This is a genomic window from Brochothrix sp. (assembly GCF_017549435.1).
Lineage (GTDB): Bacteria > Bacillota > Bacilli > Lactobacillales > Listeriaceae > Brochothrix > Brochothrix thermosphacta.
This window is the reverse complement of record NZ_JAFYUW010000126.1, coordinates 1-17,176: the sequence shown is the minus strand read 5'-3', so window position 1 is coordinate 17,176 and position 17,176 is coordinate 1. Positions and strand designations below refer to the sequence as shown.

The window sequence follows — 17,176 nt, the reverse complement described above, 5'->3', positions numbered from 1 at the left end:
ACGACAAAAAATCATTGTTTTTAAAATCAGGAGGGAATTCTTATGCCACGAGTTAAAGGCGGTACTGTAACACGCGCACGTCGCAAAAAGGTCATCAAATTAGCAAAAGGTTATTATGGAGCAAAACATATTATTTTCAGCGTAGCTAACCAAGCTGTAATGAAAGCAAACATGTATGCTTACCGTGATCGTCGTCAAACAAAACGTAACTTCCGTCGTTTATGGATTGCACGTATCAACGCTGCAGCACGTATGAACGAATTATCTTATTCTAAATTAGTACATGGCTTAAAATTAGCAGGTATTGATATGAACCGTAAAATGTTAGCTGAATTAGCAGTTAATGACTTTGCAGCATTCACACAATTATGTGATGCAGCTAAAGTTGAATTAGCTAAATAATAACATTTAACCATCCACTTTAATTAGTGGGTGGTTTTTTTTTGAAACACAATGATAACCTGCATTTTATAGGGAAGCTTTAAAAGCGAGTTCTTTGTTTTTGGAAGGGTAGAACGTTGCTACTTTTATGGTAAAATAGAAGAGCACAGTCTTAAGGACTGAAATATTTATCAGGAGGCTACAAACATGACTTTAAAACATATTAAAACAATTGTAACTGATATGGATGGCACAGCATTAACATCAACGAAAGAATTACATCCTATTACACTAGAAGCGTTTGCTGAATGGCAAGCACAGGGCGGCAATTTAATTATGGCAACTGGACGGTTAGATTTAGGTGCACGTTTATATGCGTCACAGCTGAATATCAAATTACCAGTGATTTCATGTAATGGTGCACTTATTCGTGACTGGGAAACAGGGAAAGTATTGTATAAAAATGCCGTACCAATGTCAATCATGGAACAAACGGTTGCAATTGCCAAAGCACATGACGTACCTTATCACATTTATACGACAGAACGTTTATTAAGCCCTGAATTATACGGAACAATGACACGTTATGTAAAAATGAATGAACAAGCAAAAACAGAGGATGAAAAAACACCTTATACAATTACTCCTGATATCCTTGGGGCATTACACGAGGATGAAGCAATGCTAAAAATGCTTGTTATCATTGAAGATAATGAGCTATTAAATAAAGTGCGTGCTGAATTCCTTAAATTAGATGTTGAAACAGTTATTTCAGGACCAAACTTATTGGATGTTATGGTTGGAAACAGTACTAAAGGCGCGGCAGTAGAATGGTTGGCTGAACACGGTTATCTCGAATTAGAAACAACTTTAACTTGTGGAGACAATGAAAATGACATTTCAATGCTACAATCAACTCCGCAAAGCTTAGCGATGTGTAACGCTAAAGATGTCGTGAAAGAAGCCGCTACTTTTATCTCTGAAGTTGATAGTAACGAAGGTGGCGTTGGACGCTTCGTGAAACAACATCTGTTAGGTTAAAGTTATGAAACATATTGTTTTGTTTCGAAATGATTTAAGGTTTGATCAACAACCAGCATTAGCGGCTGCTATAGCTGCAAAACAACCTCAGGATGAGTTGCTATTTTTGTTTCATCTAAACCCAGAACAATTTGCTGTAGGTACTGCTCGTCATGATTATTTTTTTAAAACGGTGGAATGGTTTAAACAGGAGTGTCGCAAAATAGCCCCTTTACATTTTATAGTAGGGACCGTTGAAGAAGCATTTCAAGAGCTAATTACTGAGATAGGCAACGATATCAGTTTTTATTTTAATCGGCAAATGTCAGGCTTTGGTTTGAAACGTGATGAACAGTTGATAGCTCTTCTTGAAAAAAATACGATACCTTATCAACAATTTCTTGATAGACATCTACATTCTGTTTATGATGTAATGAAACCTGATGGTTCACCATATAAGGTTTTTACACCTTATTTTCGTCAGTGGGTTACGCTAGAAAAACCGGGCTATCATCGGTTAAAGATCCAGTTTATAACAGCTGAAAAAGCTCAATTAACTTGTTTTAAAAAGGGAGAAAAGGTCTTTAATGAGCTAGTAACTGAATTAAAGCCAAGCTACTGGGACGATACAATCGGATTAGAAGCAGCTCGTAAACAAATGGTGACGTTTTTGAAAAACGGATTAGAAAATTATGATACAGCACGAGATATCCCTTCTATTGAAGGAACAAGTCGTCTATCGCCTTATTTAAAAGTAGGCGTTTTATCTATTGTTGAGGTATTTCACGCTGCTCAGTCGACAGAAGCGCGTGGCCAAGCAACTTATATTAAAGAGTTGGCATGGCGTGATTTTTATCAAATGATTGCTTGTTATCATCCCGATGAAAAAAACAACGAAATCATGCCTAAATATCGCGCGATTGAATGGGAAAAAAACCCGACTGGATTTAAAGCATGGTCTGTTGGAGAAACCGGTTTTCCGATTGTTGATGCTGCAATGAAACAACTCAACTGCACTGGTTGGATGCATAATCGCTTACGCATGATTGTTGCATCTTTCTTAGTGAAGGATTTAGGAATTGATTGGCGTGAAGGTGAACGTTATTTTTCTGAACGTCTCATCGATTATGATGCTGCATCCAATATTGGCGGTTGGCAATGGGCCGCATCTACGGGTGTAGATGCAGTGCCTTACTTCCGTATTTTTAACCCAACTGTGCAAAGTGAACGATTTGATGCACAAGGTGATTTTATACGTGAATGGATTCCCGAATTAGTTGATGTAGCGTCAAAACATATACATGAACCGCATAAATATAATATCTCTTATATAATACCGATAGTAGATCATGCAAAAGCGCGTTTAGCAGCCATTGAGCGTTTTAAAAAGCTAGATGAAATAAAATAGTTCCTATATAAATGTTTTCAGAAAGATAATAACTACTAGTTAGTTATTATCTTTTTTTCTAGTTGGATAAATTTAGTAGAGCGGTATAAAAGTTCTGAATTATCAAAAAAATGAAAAAACATGCTATAATTATTACAATAAATTCTATTTATTAAGGGATAAGTGGAATTTTTAAAAGTAATAAGTGGTTATAAAAAAAGGGGGTAAAAGTGTATATGTTGGGGAAAATAGTTAAAGTGGTAGCCGTACTAAGCCTTTTTTTAGTAAGTCTGAGTAATTTGACAACACAGGTTTTTGCAGCTGAAAAGGGACAGGAACACATTACTAACATTGAATTGTTAGATGGGAATAACAATCCAAAATCTGATTTTGGACAATATGAATCGATGCAGGTAAAATATGATTTCAGCTTTAAAAAGGGAGAATTGGTAGCAGGTGACACGCTTAAGTTACAATTACCAAAAGAGCTCGTGGTCGCTAAAGATATTACTTTTGATATTAAAAGTAGTACGGATGAGAGTGTAATAATTGGTTCAGCTTTTGTTGCTCAATCATCTGGATTTATTACAATTACATTTAATAGCCAAGCAACTAAATATGATACATTACATGGTTTTGCTAAATTTTGGGTACGATGGGATCGTAATTTAATTGGTGGAAAAGAAAGTGTTATTTTAGATTGGGGACAATATGGACAGACAACGGTGGGTATTACACCAGATGGTGTTCAGGATCCAAATGAAACCTTAGTGAAGACAGGTGAAATTGATAAAGCAGACCCCACACTTATTCATTGGATTATACGTGTGAATTATGCTCGTTATGACTTAAAAGATATTATTTTAAATGATATTGTAGGTCCAAATCAAAAACTTATACCAGATTCTTTCCGAGGAATATATGCGGATTACACAAGTGATGTTGACTTTAATATTGAAAAATTCATATTACCTGAACAATTTGCTGTTCAATCAGATACAACATTCAGCGTTGATTTAGGTAGTTTTAAAAACACTGCTATTATCGCTTATGATACACGTGCGACTGATAACGGTGAATCTAGTCGCTATACAAATACGGTAAAAGCAACGGGTAGTGAAATATCTGAAGTTATATTTGATGGTTATACGCCAATAAATGGTGGAGATGGTGGTGGAGACGGTTCTAACCCGCCTGACACAACAACCGAGTCTGATACAACAACCGAGCCTGATACAACAACCGAGTCTGATACAACGCCTGACTCAAGCACAACACCTGACTCAAGCACAACGCCTGATTCAAGCACAACGTCTGATTCAAGCACAACGTCTGATTCAAGCACAACGTCTGATTCAAGCACAACACCTGACTCAAGCACAACACCTGACTCAAGCACAACGCCTGACTCAAGTACAACACCTGATACAGGAACAACACCTGATTCAAGTACAACACCTGATACAGGAACAACATCTGATACAGGAACAACGCCTGATTCAAGTACAATGCCTGATTCAAGTACAATGCCTGACTCAAGTACGACGCCTGATACAGGAACAACACCTGACTCAAGTACAACGCCTGATACAGGAACAACGACTGATTCAAGTTCATTACCGCATACCGGTGAGGAGAGTAATCATTTATTACTTTATCCAATTGCAGGTTTTACCTTAATAATACTGGGTAGTTATTTCATACTTAGAAGATTGCAAAAATAAAAAAAGCGTTCACATCGAAAAATTGATGTGAACGCTCTTTATTATAATGACAAACGTTGTTCAGTCTCAGCATCAAAGAAATGTGCTTTACTCATTTCTAAAACAAGTGACGTTTGCTCATTAGCTTTATGGATCGTGCGTGAATTAACACGTGCAGTAAAATTAGTTTTACCGATTTTACTGTGTAGGAGGAACTCTGCTCCAGTTAATTCAGCTACAATTGTTGTTGATTGGATTGTGTAGTCAGGGTAAGCATCAAATGCAATCGGATCATCTTTAATATCTTCTGGGCGAATACCGAGGATGATTGATTTACCTTGATAACCATCACGAGTTAATGTTTTTAAATGACCTTCAGGAACACCAATGGTAAAGTCATCAGAGACAAACGACGAACCTTCGATTTTACCATGGAAGAAGTTCATAGCAGGTGTCCCAATAAAACTAGCAACAAAAACGTTGTTAGGTGTGTTATAAACATCAATGGGTGCACCAATTTGTTGAATAACACCATCTTTCATGACAACGATACGAGTGGCCATTGTCATTGCTTCTGTTTGATCATGTGTGACATAGATAATTGTGTTGTTAAGGTGTTTATGCAATCGTGTAATTTCAGCACGCATTTGCACACGAAGCTTCGCATCTAAGTTAGACAAGGGCTCATCCATTAGAAAGATAGGCGCTTCTCGTACAATCGCACGTCCTAAAGCCACACGTTGGCGTTGCCCACCTGAAAGAGCTGAAGGTTTACGTTTTAAAAAGTCTGTTAAACCAAGCGTTTCAGCGGCATCAGCAATACGTTCTTTGATTTCATTTTTAGGAACTTTACGCAATTTTAAACCAAATGCCATGTTCTCATAAACTGAAAGATGAGGGTAAAGCGCATAGTTTTGAAAAACCATCGCAATATCACGATCTTTCGGCGGTGTTTTATTAACTAATTTATCTTTAATATATAGTTCTCCACCAGAAATAGTTTCAAGTCCAGCAATCATACGTAGCGTTGTTGATTTACCACAACCAGAAGGTCCAACAAAAACGATAAATTCTTTGTCTTCAATTTCAAGGTTAAAATCTTTTACTGAAGGTTCAGTTGAACCCTCGTATATTTTTTCTATGTTGCGTAAGCTTATTTGTGACATGTCGTTACTCCTTTCAAACTGTTTATTTCAGACCTGAGATGTTAAATCCTTTAAGTATATGTTTTTGGAAGAATAAGAAGATGATAATGATTGGAATAACCATGAAACTTGAACCTGCCATTTGAAGAGCAAAGTTACTGGCATGTTGTCCTTTAAGTAATGATAATCCAACAGATAATGTATAGTAACGTTCATCGTTAGCTACAATTAACGGCCATAGGAATGCGTTCCAGCCACCAATAAATGTCAGGATACCTTGTACCGCAAGAACAGGTCGTGAAATTGGAATGATAATTTTCCAGAAAATGTAAAACTCACTTGCACCATCGAGCCGTGCCGCTTCTAAAAGCTCATCGGGAATCGTTGACATGAACTGTCGGAAAAGGAAAATCCCGAAGGCACCAACCAGTCCTGGTAAAACAATCCCTGTCAGTGTGTTTGTTAACCCAGCCATTTGAATGATGAGGTAAACTGGGATCATTGTTACTTGTCCAGGAATCATCATTGTCATTAAAACAAGGTAAAAGAGTTTGTTTTTATGTTTCATTTTATATTTCGCAAAACCATAGCCTGCCATTGCGTTTAGGAATAAACCAATAAACGAGAAGAAGACGATAATTAGCGTATTAATGAGATATTGGAAAAAGTTAAGACGAGTAAATAGCTCAATAAAGTTATTGAATGTCCAATGTTGCGGTAAAATAGTCGGTGGTATTTGCGCAATTTCGGCTTCTGTTTTAAATGATGAAAGTATCATCCAAACAAATGGAAGGATCATGAACAATCCACCAATCGCTAAAATACATCCAACGATAATTTTACTTTTTTTAGATGCTGCATACATAAGATGAAGGCCCCTTTCTCAATTTTAGTTATCCTTTTTGGCTTGGCCACGGAATTGGATCAATGTGATGACGACAATAGCGATGAACAAGATAAAGGAAGCAGCCGATGCAAATCCAAAGTTACTGAATTTGAAACCATTGTTATAAATATATAATGAGATAGACATCGTACTATTTAATGGTCCACCTTCTGTCATGATGAAAGGTTCTTCGAAGAATTGTAACCAACCAATAAGCGTTGTGACAGTAACAAAGAACAATGCAAATTTAAGAAGTGGAATTGTGATTTTGTATAGTTGTTGCCAGCGAGAGGCCCCATCCAATTCAGATGCTTCATAGTATTCACGTGGAATCCCTTGAAGAGCGGCTAAAAAGATGATCATATTAATACCGATTGCTTTCCAAACCGCTAAAATAATTAATGAATATTTAGCGATGGCTGGATCTTGTAGCCACTGGATTGGTGGAATATGCAAGAAGGATAATAAATAATTGAAAAACCCGAATTGTGGGTTATACAAATAAGACCAAATAACAGCGACTGCAATAACGTTAGTGATAGATGGTGTGTAAAAGATTAAACGGAAAGCCACAAAGATTTTAGCTTGGCTAAAGTTGATGAGCAAAGCCGTACCTAATGAACAAGCGATAACCAATGGTACACCTATAACAACGTAAACAACGGTGTTGCTAACTGATTTTAGAAAAAGTGGATCCTTTAGAACAGCGATATAATTATCAAGCCCAACAAAATTAAGGGCAGAGAAATCACCTAAACTAATTAAGTTCATATCGGTAAAACTGATAACAAAAGCAACTAGAATCGGCAAAATTGAGAAGATTACTAACAGTATAAGTGCTGGCATAATGAAGCCGTAACCAGCGCGTTGATTAAAAAAAGAACGCAAAATGGCACCTCCTATAATTTAAACCGAAAGAGCTCATTTAAAGTTGTAAGACTGAATTTAAATATCAATCTAGGTCGTTACTCCTTGATATTTTATCCAGCCTTACGATCCTGTAGGAAAATTAATAAGTTTTGTTTTAAATACAAAACCAGTTTGATATTACTTTGGCTACAATGTGGAAACTTGGCATAATACTCTCGGTTTTACGTTATTTATTTTTTGCTATCATATATTGCTTGTGATTGTTCGTTGAATTTATCCATTGCTTTTTGAATATCAGTATCTGATTTGTAGATTTCTTCAAATGTATTGATAAAGTTTTGTGAGAATTGATCAAAACTAGGTGTTAACATTGCTGGTTGAGCTGTTTTTAATTGCTCGTTAAACACTTGGTAAATTTTATCATCTTTTAATGATTTATCATCAGCTGCTTCAGTAACTGCTGGTAATGATTTTGTTTGTTTCATCCATTCAAGTTGATGTTTTGTATCTGACATGTAATCTAAGAATTTAACAGCATTTTCTTTTTTATCTGTGTAGTTAAAGACAGACCAGTTAGCGCCACCGAGAATAGAAATGTTATTTTCTTTTTTAGGTAGTACAGCAACATTCCATTTGCCTTTTACATCAGGAATCGTTGTGTTAATTGTATCAATCATCCATGGACCACTAACAAACATTGGAATGATGGGTTCATCGCCACCAAATGATTGAACTAGGTTAAGACCTAAGTTAGATGTAGGAGAAGAACCATTTTTGTAAAAGCTATCCATGTATTCTACAGCTTCAACGAAAGGTGCTTGATTGAAAAGTAATTTATCATCTTTTACAAGTTCAGAGCCATTTTGACGTGCAAGCATGAATGGCATTGTTGGTTCTTTGGGATCCAAGTTTAAACCGTATAAGTCATCACCACGGTCACCAAGTTTTTTAGAAACTTTTGCTAATTCATCCCATGTTTTTGGAGGCTCGTTAAAACCAGCTTTTTTCAATGTATCTGTACGGTAGTATAAAACGCGTGTTTCACTGTACCAAGGCACACCATATGTTTTGCCGTCAAACTGAGTTGACTCAACAGCGCCTTTATAGAAGCGTTTAGGATCAAGGTTAGGATATTTATCGATATACTCATCTATTGGTAGAAGTGCTTTTGCTTTTGAAAATTCAGACATCCAACTTGAGCCCATTTGAATAACATCGGGACCACTTTTAGATGCAACAGCAGTTAGTAATTTATCATGCGCATTTCCCCATGGAATTGCTTGTACCTTTAATGTAATACCAGTTTCTTTTTTAAAGTCATCTGCAATTGTTTTAAATTGAGTGGCTTCATCACCCATTGCCCAAACACTTAGTACATCTTTATCACTATCGCTGGATGAAGCCCCTTTACCGCAACCACTTAATACAAGAACTGCACTTGCCAAAACAACAAAAAAGAATACCCCAAATTTCTTCATAAAACTCTCCTCCTGAAATGTAATTGTCTTAGTGAAACGTTTCGCTAAAATCATCTTACCTTAAAAAGTAAGCGGTTGCAAGTTTTATTTTTTTGCACTTGATTATGCTTTTGATATAGTTTATGCTTAACATGTATAAGTGAAACGTTTCGATAATCGTACGATAATACAAAAGTTAATCTAGGAGGAATGAATGATGGAAAATAAAAAATTACAAGTGTTATTAAGTAAAATGACGGTAAAACAAAAGGTTGCACAGCTATTACAATTAAATCCCTTTTACTTTGAAGCGGATCGTAATGAAGAACAAATTACAGGACCAATGACTGATTTACATGTCACAGAAGAAGAAATTGGTTTGGTAGGCTCTATTTTAGGTGTACCAGATGCCGAAAACGCACGTAAAATTCAAAACCAACATTTAACAACTGATCCTAATAAAATTCCGCTTCTATTTATGATAGATGCGATTCACGGTTATAAAACAATTTATCCTATTCCATTAGCAATGGCAGGAACATTTAATCCAGCAATAGTAGAAGAAACAGCAAGTATGTCCGCATATGAAACAAGTACACAAGGGCATCATGTTACATTTTCACCAATGGTTGATCTTGTTCGTGATGCGCGTTGGGGTCGTGTAATGGAAGCTTCAGGTGAAGATGTTTATGTCAATCAAGAAATGGCACGCGCATTTGTTCGAGGTTACCAAGGACCAGCAAACGAACTTCATGGCAATCAAGAAAAAATCGCTGCCTGTGTCAAACATTTTGCCGGCTACGGTATGGTTGAAGGCGGACGTGAGTACAACACGGTTGATTTATCACGTAAAGAACTCTTCCAAAATCATTTGCCAGCATATGAAGCGGCATTAGATGAAGGTGCAAAATTAGTAATGAGTGCATTCAACTTATTTGAAGGCGTACCAGTTAGTGCGAATACATATATCTTCCGTGATATTTTACGTGAACGATTAGCATTCGAAGGGGTAACAATTTCTGACTGGGGTGCAGTTAAAGAGTTGGTTTATCATGGTGTGACAGGTGGTAAAGAGGGTGCAGCAGAATTAGCACTTAAAGCTGGTATTGATATTGAAATGATGTCTTCATGTTATATCGAGTATTTAGAAGTTTTAGTGGAACGTGGTGAAATTGAAACAGCTATCCTTGATGAAGCGGTCTTGCGTATTTTAACATTAAAAAATGACTTAGGATTATTCGAAAATCCTTACCGTGGTCTTGATTTAGAAAATAAAGAGTTATCAGAAGAACATTTGGATATCGCACGTCGTGCTGCAGAAGAAAGTTTTGTACTACTGAAAAATGATGAGCAAACATTGCCTTTGAATACTGAAGCGAAAGTAGCTTTAGTTGGGCCATTTGCTGAAAGTGATGATTTATTAGGCGGTTGGGTTATTTTTGGTAAACGTGATGAAACACCAGTTTTAGCGACGAAATTCAAAGAAACATTCACCAATGCCACAGTTGTTCCAACTGCAGATCATCAAACAATTACCGATGCGGAAATTGCAGAAGCAGTAGCAGCAGCAAAACTAAGCGATTCAGTTGTCTTAGCAGTTGGTGAAACAAGTGATGAGTCAGGTGAAGCAAGCAGCCGTTCAAATATTCAATTAGCAGCAGCACAACAAAAATTAATCAAAGCGGTCGCAGAAGTGAACGAAAATATTACATTGGTTATTTTCAATGGTCGACCGTTAGAATTAACAGGTATTGAAGCCTATGCAAAAGCAATATTAATCGCTTGGTTCCCAGGTTCTGAAGGTGCGAATGCATTAACTCGTGTGTTAAGCGGTAAAGTAGCGCCGTCTGCTAAGTTAACGATGTCGTTTCCTCGAGCAGTTGGTCAAGTACCGATTTATTACAACCAACTTCCAACAGGGCGTCCAGTTGATGCAGCAGATGCTGATGCAGCCTTTGCTTCAAGCTATTTAGACGTTGCTAACACGCCATTATATCCGTTCGGTTATGGCTTAAGTTATGGTGAATTAACAATTACAGACTGGTCAATTGCCAACACACAATTGCAAAAAGATGAAGCAGTTAGTATTGAAGTAACTGTTGCAAATACAGGTACAACGACAACATCTGATGTTGTACAATTATATATGAACGATCCAATTGCAGCGGTCAGTCGTCCTATTAAGGAATTGAAACGTTTCCATAAGTTAACAATGGCACCACAAACAACAGCAACAATTACGTTAACACTTCCTTATAAAGAATTAGGTTATTATGATTCACAAACGAATTATCGCATAGATGCAGGCGAATTGCATTTTACTGTTGGGTTCGATTCAGCACATGTATCTGAACGCAAAACACTGACAGTTAAGGAAGGGAGCTAAGCGTATTGACATACAAAAAAGCAGCGAATCACTTAAAAGCGGCGGACATGAATGTCTATCTGTACGACAATGGTGGCATTCAGGCCATTCAAGCAGATAATATTTTGCTTAATCAAGTTGTATTACATCCTTTTGATGAACCATTACAACAAATTTATTTACGTCAGTATAATGATGAAACAATCAGCTATGTCCCTTTGTTGACTCACACTTGTGAAATCGCGATTGAGTCAAAAGCAGTCACATATACTGGTAGAATAGATAATCAATCTTATACAGTACGATTGAGTTTGCATGAACATGGCTATTTTTATGATGTAGCAATTGCAGGTCTTTCACAAACAGCGGATTTAGTCTTTTCGCAAGATTTAGGTTTAGCTGAAGAAGGGGCATTGCGTAGTAATGAAGCTTATACATCACAATACATCGATATCCGTGCAGTAGAAGCAGAAAGTGGTTACCGTTTATTAGCCAAACAAAATCAGGCTCAAAATGGTGCCTTCCCACAAATTGAAGTCGGCAGTTTTCAACCTACCGTTGCATATGCAACGGATGGGTTTGATGTATATGGTTTGTCATATAAACAAACAGGCGAACTTTCGGGGTTAAAACAACCCAAATTAGCAAGTCGTATCTACCAATATGAAATGTCACAATTATGGTTGCAGACAGAAACGTTTAAACCAAATGAAGCTGTGAATGCTACTTTTTATGTATGGTATAAAAAAGATATAGGTCAACACGCAAGTGAAACCATCGATGCTGATCTTTTACAAACAACTTATAGAGAGTTAATAAAGGGTGAAGTAGCTCAAACAAAAACAGCAGGATTTAAGATGCCAATCACTCATTTAGCAGGTAAATCATGGAGTAACGAAAAGATTGATAGTCGATATGAAACAATTGTAACACCTGAACGAAATAGTGATGAAGCCTATTTATCTTTCTTTACAGCTGAGCATAGCCATGTTGTAACGCTCCAAAAAGAATTATTGGTTGCTCGTCAGCACGGGCACGTCCTCCTAGATAAAGTCGATGTTTTAAAACCGCAACACACATTAGCGACAACTTCTTGGATGACGGGTGTATTTAACTCACAGGTGGTTCAAGGTAATACCAATTTAAATAAGTGGCTCACACATTCACGTAATCCTTTAAATATTTTACGTAATAGTGGTCAGCGTATTTATTTGAAAACAACAACGGGTTTACAATTATTAACAATGCCAACGTTATTTGAAATGGGTGCAAACTATACGCGCTGGTTCTATCAATTAGACAATGACGTACTAGTTGTTACAAACGAAGTAACCAGTGAAAGTAAGGAAATTCGTTTAACCATTACATCTGAAAATAAGTTATCTTATTCATTTGTGATAACAACCAATCATTCGTTTGGTGCGAATGAGCATGAAGAAAATTGCGCTGTTGATAGTGTAGAAGAAACTAATGCTATTCTATTCAATGTGAAGGGTTTGCCTCGATATGCGTTACTATTTGATGGTTCTCAAGTTAAAATGAAAACGAACAGTGACTATTTTGTGGAAGGAATGGCAGCAGAAGCTGATTTAACAGTGCTCGAAACAACGCCACAAACAGAGTTTGTATTGACTCTGCAGACTGGTGATCGCGAGGGATTGCCTCAAGCAGGTACATTTATAGAAGAACAAGCGAAGATAACTGCTTATTATAAAGGTTTAGTGAATGACTTAGCGTTTGAAACACCAACAGCGTTAGCGACAACATTAAATCTTACAACTTTCTGGTACACACACAATATGCTTGTACATTATGCGTCACCGCATGGTTTAGAACAATACAGTGGCGCTGCTTGGGGAACACGTGATGTTTGCCAAGGTCCGTTTGAATTTTTCCGTACGTTCAATAATAAAGAAGCCATGAAGAGTATTCTTCGCGAATTGTACTCACATCAATATGAACAAACGGGTGATTGGCCACAATGGTTTATGTTTGATGATTACCGCGAAATTCAACAAGAAGAAAGCCATGGCGATATTATAGTATGGCCTTTGAAAATTATTGGTGATTATTTACAACAAACAGGAGATATTGCCTTTTTAGATGAAGTTTTACCTTATACGGATAATCATACATTTAAACAAACAACAGGTGATACATTACGAGCGCATATGGATAAAGCCATTGCAACCATTGAGTCACATTTTATGCCAGGAACCTTCTTATCTAATTACGGTAATGGGGATTGGGATGATACGTTACAACCCGCAAGTGTTGCAATCAAAGAGCGACTTGTTTCATCTTGGACAGTCACATTAACATACCAAGTATTTAAAACATTAGCTGAAGTATTACCAGACAATAAAAAAGTTAGCGCATTAGCTGCTGGAATCAAAGCTGACTTTGAAAAATACTGTTTAGCGACAGATGATGTCATTCCTGGCTTTCTTGAATTTGAAGAAACAGGCCATGTGACCCCACTCATCCATCCGACAGATACGAAGACAAATATTTCTTATCGTTTGATACCACTCACGCGTAGTATTATTGCAGGACTTGTGAGCAAGGAACAAGCAGAAAAACAATTGGCACTTATTAAAAAAGAATTGCATTTTGAAGACGGTGTACGTCTCATGAATCACCCAGCACAATACCAAGATGGTATTTCACAATACTTTAAGCGAGCAGAGCAAGCGGCTAACTTCGGACGAGAAGTAGGGTTAGCATATCTCCATGCCCATATTCGTTATGTTGAAGCATTGGTTGCAATGGGTGAAACCACAGCTGTCACTGAGTTGTTACGTATTAATCCAGTTGTGGTTCATGAAACAGTAGCGTCAGCATTGCCACGTCAAAGAAATGCGTATTTTAGCAGCTCTGATGCGCAATTTATCAACCGCTATGATGCAGCTGAAAACTTCGACAAACTACGTACAGGTGATATTGCAGTTGCTGGCGGCTGGCGTGTCTACTCAAGTGGACCAGGTATTTATCTGCATCAATTGATCAGTCAATGTGTTGGCTTGCGTGAAACTGCCACATCCTATGTGTTTGATCCTGTTCTTGATTTAAAGGAATTGCCACTAAAAGTGACACAATCACTTGCAAATCGACCTGTTCATATTAGTATTGAAGCAGGGGGTCAGACGAGCTTAGTAGTGAACGATTCTGAAATTGTGACAAAGGCAACAACCGGAATTTATCGAAATTCAGGGATAACGCTAGAAAAAAGTATGATAGATAGTATACTTAAAGAAGATGATAATCACATCACACTTGTGATTTCGCAGTGAGAGGTAAGGTGAACAAAGTATGGTAGGGATCAAAGACATTGCAAAGAAAACCGGTTATTCAATATCGACGATTTCTTATGCTTTGAACAACAGTCATAAAGTTTCGGAAGCGACACGCGCAATCATCATCAAAGCAGCAGATGAGTTACACTATGTGCCTAACAATGCTGCACGTACGCTCAAACGAAATCAATCCAACATTATCGGTGTGTTTTTAGCAGATTATAGCGGGGCTTTTTATGGTGAGCTTTTGCATGGCATTAAGTTGCAATTGCAAAAAGAAAACTACGAAATGATCGTTTGTAGTGGTGAACAATCGCACCGATTTATTCCTGAAAAATTAATTGATGGGGCGATTATATTGGATGCTGCTTTTGATGATGATGAAATTTTAAGGCTGGCGGATCTTGATAATAATATCGTTACCATGGATCGTGATATTGTTCACCCTCGCATCGGCACAGTTTTATTGGATAATGAGGGCGGCACTAATGCCGCTTTAACGCAGTTAGGTCAATATGATGAGTTACCTCTTTATATTGTGACTGGACCAGAAGCTTCTTATGATAGCCAATCGCGTTATAAGACAGCGAAGCGTTGGGCAAGTGAAAATAAACGTGAGGTTAATTGGATTGATGGCGACTTTTCACGCAAATCTGGTCAACGAGCAGCGCGACAAATTTTAAGTGAAAATAGTCGTTATCCTATTACTGTTTTTTCTTTTAATGATGAAATGGCAGTCGGCATGTATAAGGTATTTGCTAAAACTGATTTGTTAATTGGTCGAGATATTAAAATGGTCGGTTTTGATAACATTGAAATTGCTTCGTTTTTAACACCACGACTGACGACGATTGGTTACTCAAAATACCATTGGGGTATTGAAGCGGCTAAACAGATTGTAGCAATCATTCAAAATGAAGATGCCGCACATAAAAAAGTATATACAAGCCTTATTACAGGCGAATCGCTGGAAAAGGAGAGTTAGTAGATGGCGCTTTTAAAATTAAATTTTTATTCTCATAAACTTGGTATGGCAACCAATGTTAACGTGTTATTTCCAGAACAAGCAACAGATGATGACCTGCAGTTAGTGTATTTACTACATGGTTTGTCTGATGACAGTAATGCGTGGTTAAACAACTCATCTGTCGCACGCTATATCATGGGGAAACCGATTGTTGTGGTGATGCCAGAAGTGGGGCGTAGTTTTTATCATGATATTGGTGAGGGTGCTAACTACTATAGCTATCTTTCTGAAGAACTACCAGCACAAGTAGCCTATTTCTTAAACAGAACGATTCCTGCTGAACGTACACATGTCATGGGCTTATCTATGGGTGGATTTGGTGCGTTGAAATGGGGATTAAATCAAGCCGAGAAATTTGCAACAGTGGTTAGTTTTTCGGGGGCAATGTATTTAGATGAATTGTGGAAAAATGATAGTGGGCGTAATACTGAATTCACACGTCTTTTTGGCAAACCTGAAAACATCCCGCTAAGTATAAATGATCTTGAACACGCTTATTGTCACGCTGAAAAAGTAAATCCCCAATTAGTCGTAAGACAATACTGTGGGGATCTCGATTTTCTCTATGCTTACAATCGTAAATTAGAAGCATTTGCGCAAAGTCGATCACTGGATTATCGTTTTTCACTTGGAATAGGCGAGAATCAAACATGGTCTTATTGGGATAAAAGTTTAGAAGAAATATTGGATGGACTTTTTAATAAGTGAAAAAATAAGATGAGAAATATTAGCAAGGTATCCAATTAAATTATCGAATAGTTAAATAATAAACTTTTAGGGTTGCAAATGATTTTGCAACCCTTTTCTGTGACTATGCTACTACAATAAAAAAATCACTACAGGATTGGCAGTAGTATTGTTAATGGAAGGCAAGTTGACAATCGTGAGTTTTAATATGAAGTAAATTAAGGCGAACATCCACATGTATGAATAAAACCTCGATAAAAGTTGGTTACATGGACTAAGTTATTAAAGTAATTAAATTTCAATAACTATCAAAAAATATGATTAATGATAGATAGTAGCGTGTAAAAGGCTTTAAAGGTAATCTGATAGTGTTCAAGATAAACTTTAAGAAGCGAAGGAATGAACGGTAAATGGAATTATGAACTGAAAGGTTAGTCACCAAAGGAAAGTTAGAACAGCGTTGTATATAATCGGGTAAGCAGAGTAATGAGTGAGAAGACCATAATGTAGAGAAGTTAGCTGTAGTGGTGAAAAATAGCAATTTAGATTGTATACAAAAAATAGTTGTGATAACCAATTAATAAAGCCTCACCAAGTATAAATTAAAGCAAGTAAGAGGGAAATTTGTTGGTTTATTTTTTTTAAATGTATTTATTTTGGAAATAATGTTATTACTTATGACTTTTAAATAGACAACTAAATTAATTTGCGATAAAACACCTATATAATAGGTGAAAATGATTTAGCTCTATTTTAAAAAATTTGCGAATATATATAATGTTATATGTTTTTTATTTACCATTGACTTAACGTGAAAGCTTTCGTTATAATTAGAAACATATTGTGTATTTAGAAAAGGTATCGAATCGTTTGAAAATGCAACTTTATTTTAATAAATGAGCTAGTTTAAATGAAGTGAATTGTTATTTATGAATAGTATTTTATGATTATT

General features: G+C 36.7%; 12 protein-coding genes. 8 read left to right on the top strand and 4 right to left on the bottom strand.

The genetic code is table 11. The features are described 5' to 3' along the window. The first annotated feature begins 42 nt into the window (after nt 1-42). The 4 genes from rplT to IKV95_RS08630 all read left to right on the top strand — a co-directional run bounded on the left by rplT (nt 43) and on the right by IKV95_RS08630 (nt 4,512). Nucleotides 43-402, top strand: coding sequence for a 50S ribosomal protein L20 (gene rplT / locus IKV95_RS08645; RefSeq protein ID WP_029091836.1), 360 nt, complete (start codon nt 43-45; stop codon nt 400-402). 186 nt (nt 403-588) lie between these two features. Next, nucleotides 589-1,422, top strand: coding sequence for a Cof-type HAD-IIB family hydrolase (locus tag IKV95_RS08640; RefSeq protein ID WP_069119510.1), 834 nt, complete (start codon nt 589-591; stop codon nt 1,420-1,422). Between the two features lie 4 nt (nt 1,423-1,426). Next, the gene (locus tag IKV95_RS08635) at nt 1,427-2,809 is read left to right on the top strand and encodes a cryptochrome/photolyase family protein (RefSeq protein WP_069125560.1); all 1,383 of its coding nucleotides are present in this window, start codon (nt 1,427-1,429) and stop codon (nt 2,807-2,809) included. Nucleotides 2,810-3,024: 215 nt separating this feature from the next. Beyond that, nucleotides 3,025-4,512: an LPXTG cell wall anchor domain-containing protein gene (locus IKV95_RS08630; RefSeq protein WP_287451672.1), complete on the top strand. Its 1,488-nt coding sequence runs from the start codon at nt 3,025-3,027 to the stop codon at nt 4,510-4,512. A gap of 41 nt (nt 4,513-4,553) precedes the next feature. On the opposite strand, the gene IKV95_RS08625 is transcribed toward IKV95_RS08630, so the two are convergent. The 4 genes from IKV95_RS08625 to IKV95_RS08610 all read right to left on the bottom strand — a co-directional run bounded on the left by IKV95_RS08625 (nt 4,554) and on the right by IKV95_RS08610 (nt 8,870). Continuing rightward, nucleotides 4,554-5,657, bottom strand: a complete 1,104-nt coding sequence (locus tag IKV95_RS08625) for an ABC transporter ATP-binding protein (RefSeq protein ID WP_029091841.1) — start codon at nt 5,655-5,657, stop codon at nt 4,554-4,556. A 22-nt stretch (nt 5,658-5,679) separates the two neighbouring features. Beyond that, nucleotides 5,680-6,501, bottom strand: coding sequence for a carbohydrate ABC transporter permease (locus IKV95_RS08620; protein ID WP_029091842.1), 822 nt, complete (start codon nt 6,499-6,501; stop codon nt 5,680-5,682). 24 nt (nt 6,502-6,525) lie between these two features. Next, entirely contained in the window at nt 6,526-7,368 is an 843-nt protein-coding gene (locus tag IKV95_RS08615; protein WP_373453436.1) for a carbohydrate ABC transporter permease, read from the bottom strand. 254 nt (nt 7,369-7,622) lie between these two features. Then, the gene (locus tag IKV95_RS08610; RefSeq protein WP_029091844.1) at nt 7,623-8,870 is read right to left on the bottom strand and encodes a sugar ABC transporter substrate-binding protein; all 1,248 of its coding nucleotides are present in this window, start codon (nt 8,868-8,870) and stop codon (nt 7,623-7,625) included. A gap of 196 nt (nt 8,871-9,066) precedes the next feature. Between IKV95_RS08610 and IKV95_RS08605 the strand changes: the two genes are divergently transcribed. Genes IKV95_RS08605 through IKV95_RS08590 form a run of 4 tightly spaced genes read left to right on the top strand, consistent with a single transcriptional unit; the run spans nt 9,067 to nt 16,245 of the window. Next, nucleotides 9,067-11,235 carry a glycoside hydrolase family 3 N-terminal domain-containing protein gene (locus IKV95_RS08605; protein WP_069129160.1) on the top strand — a complete coding sequence of 723 codons (2,169 nt, stop codon included), beginning with the start codon at nt 9,067-9,069 and terminating at the stop codon, nt 11,233-11,235. 5 nt (nt 11,236-11,240) lie between these two features. Then, a complete protein-coding gene (locus tag IKV95_RS08600) occupies nt 11,241-14,507 on the top strand; it encodes a GH36-type glycosyl hydrolase domain-containing protein (protein ID WP_287451671.1) in 3,267 nt (1,088 codons plus the stop codon). A gap of 19 nt (nt 14,508-14,526) precedes the next feature. After that, nucleotides 14,527-15,495: a LacI family DNA-binding transcriptional regulator gene (locus tag IKV95_RS08595; RefSeq protein WP_287451670.1), complete on the top strand. Its 969-nt coding sequence runs from the start codon at nt 14,527-14,529 to the stop codon at nt 15,493-15,495. Nucleotides 15,496-15,498: 3 nt separating this feature from the next. Then, nucleotides 15,499-16,245: an alpha/beta hydrolase gene (locus IKV95_RS08590; RefSeq protein WP_287451669.1), complete on the top strand. Its 747-nt coding sequence runs from the start codon at nt 15,499-15,501 to the stop codon at nt 16,243-16,245. The last annotated feature ends 931 nt before the right edge of the window (nt 16,246-17,176 follow it).